This is a genomic window from Ideonella sp. P3_A4, from assembly GCF_056403075.1.
The window spans coordinates 1-2,599 of sequence record NZ_JBFUGE010000757.1; the positions used below are offsets into that span (position 1 = coordinate 1).

At 67.7% G+C, this 2,599-nt stretch carries 2 protein-coding genes; both read left to right on the forward strand.

Going from position 1 to position 2,599, the window contains the following annotated elements; all coding sequences use genetic code 11:
- Positions 1-362: H-NS histone family protein (locus tag AC1DYI_RS32280; protein WP_477208198.1), on the forward strand; the 362-nt coding region annotated here is incomplete at its 5' end.
- Positions 363-509: 147 nt separating this feature from the next.
- Entirely contained in the window at positions 510-2,402 is a 1,893-nt protein-coding gene (gene dnaG / locus AC1DYI_RS32285) for a DNA primase (RefSeq protein WP_477208199.1), read from the forward strand.
- Positions 2,403-2,599: the final 197 nt, after the last annotated feature.

Sequence of the window (2,599 nt, forward strand, 5' to 3'; positions counted from 1 at the left end):
GCGCCAAGTCCTGCGATATCATGCCGCCGTCCCCCGGGTATCTCAGGAGCTTTCGCATGGAATCGATTCAAGAATTGCTGGCACAAAAGGCGACCCTCGAAAAGAGGATTGCCGAGGCCCAGCGCTCGGCCAAGGCTGATGCCATCGCCAAGGTCAAGGCCTTGATGGCTGAATATGGCCTGACCGCTGCCGACCTGGCCGGCAAAGCGCCCGTCGCCGCCAAGGCCGAAGGTGCCAAAAAGGTTGCCCCGAAGTATCGAGACCCGGCCAGCGGCCAATCCTGGACCGGCCGCGGCCTGAAGCCCAAGTGGCTGCAGGCGGCGCTGGGCAGCGGCAAGTCGCTCGACGACTTCGCCATCTGACCTCTTTTTGAGCGCAACGCCGGTGCCGGCCAGGGCCGGCGCTGTGCGAAGATTGCCTTCCCGCATCGGGGCAGCTTCGGCTGCCCCGATGTCGTTTCCGCCCCACCCTGCGCCCCCTTTGACCCCGCTTTCGCTCGAACCCACCCCGTGATCCCAACCGGCTTCATCCAGGAACTGCTGGCCCGCGTCGATGTGGTCGGTGTGGTGGGTCGCCATGTCGAGTTGAAGAAGGCCGGCATCAACTACAAGGGCCTGTGCCCTTTCCACGGCGAGAAGTCGCCCAGCTTCATCGTCAGCCCGTCGCGCCAGACCTACCACTGCTTCGGCTGCGGTGTGCACGGCGACGCGATCCGCTTCCTCACCGAGCACCACGGCATGAGCTTTGTCGAGGCGGTGAAGGACCTCGCGCAAGAGACCGGCCTGGTGGTACCCGAAGACGAGGCCAGCCCGCAGGAACAAGCCCAGGCCGCGCAAGCGCGCGAGCAGCAAGTCACCTTGATCGATGTGTTGGAAAAGGCGGCCGAGCATTACCGCCGCCAGCTGAAAGGTAACCAGCGGGCCGTCGGCTACCTGAAGGGCCGCGGCCTGACCGGCGAGATCGCCGCACGCTTTGGCCTGGGTTATGCGCCCGAAGGCTGGCGCACGCTGGCCAACGTCTTCCCGCGTTACGACGACCCGACACTGGCCGAGTCCGGCATGGTCATCGTGCAGGGGGAAGACGAGGCCGAGCAGAAGCGCTACGACCGTTTCCGCGACCGGATCATGTTCCCGATCCGCAACGTCAAGGGCGAGACCATCGCCTTCGGCGGCCGGGTGCTGGACAAGGGCGAGCCGAAATACCTGAACTCGCCGGAAACCCCGATCTTCGTCAAAGGCCGCGAGTTGTACGGGCTGTACGAATGCCGCGCCGGCCTGCGCAGCAAGGGTTATGCGCTGGTCACCGAAGGCTACATGGACGTGGTCGCACTGGCGCAATTGGGCTTTCCCAACGCCGTGGCCACGCTCGGCACCGCCTGCACGGCCGACCACGTGCACAAGCTGCTGCGCTTCACCGAGCAGGTGGTTTTCAGTTTCGATGGCGACGCCGCTGGGCGCCGCGCCGCTGGCCGCGCCCTCGAAGCTGCCCTGCCCCACGCCACCGACACGCGCAGCTTCCGCTTCCTGTTCCTGCCGCCCGAGCACGACCCGGACAGCTACGTGCGCGAGTACGGCGCCGAGGCGTTCGAGAGCTTCGTGCGCAATGCGGTGCCGCTGTCGCGCCAGTTGCTGGACCACGCGGCCGCCGACTGCGACCTGACCACGGTCGAGGGCCGCTCTCGCATGCTGTCTCAGGCCAAGCCGCTGTGGCAGGTGCTGCCCGAGGGCGCTCTGCGCCTGCAGCTGCTGAGCGAACTGGCGATTCGCGGCGGCTTGCCGGCTGAGGAGCTGGCGCGCCTGTGGCAGTTGGGCGGCACCCGCAGCCGCGACCGTGACCGCGACGACGGCGGCGAGAGCGCTGGCGAAGCCCAGCCGCGCCGATCCTTCAGCGGCGGCGAGCGCAAGGGCCGCTGGAAACGCCGCGACGAGGACGACGACGGCCTGCCGCGCCCGCAGGGCCGCCGCCAGCCGCCCAAGCGGCCCGAAGACCGCGTCGTGCAGATGCTGTTCGGCCAGCCGGGCTGGTGGAACGATCTGCCCGCGGACGAGCACGACCTGCTGCACCAGCTGCCGGCACCGCACGGGGCCCTCATCGCCTGGCTGGAGCGCGAACTCGCCGAGCATGGGGTGAGGCCCTGGGCGGTGATCCGCGAAGCGCTGGAGGCCGACGACAGCCTCGACGGCGAGGCACGCACGCTGGCCGACGGAGACGCCGACCCGGGCGCGACGCCGGCCGATTTGCGGCGGGCGATGGACACCGTGCTGATCCGCGAATTGGGCGAGCAGATGAAGCACCTGATCGCCGAAGCGGCCACCCGGCGCGAGGCCTTGACCGAGTACCGGCAGCTCGAATTGCGATGGAAAGATGCCAAGGCTCGGTTGGGTACGGCACCGCAGGACTAGTGTCCTGTCCCACAAATAACTGGGGCCCTGACGCCCGGTACGCCGTGTGCATAATGGGTACAACAATCCATGTATCAGCGGCAAGAGTGACAGCAGCACCTCCGGACCCGGCCCCCTGCGACACAGGGCAACCACAGGCCAACTCCCCCGCCAGGGCTGCAATTCAACACGTTCACGCCAACTTGCCTGCCCGACGC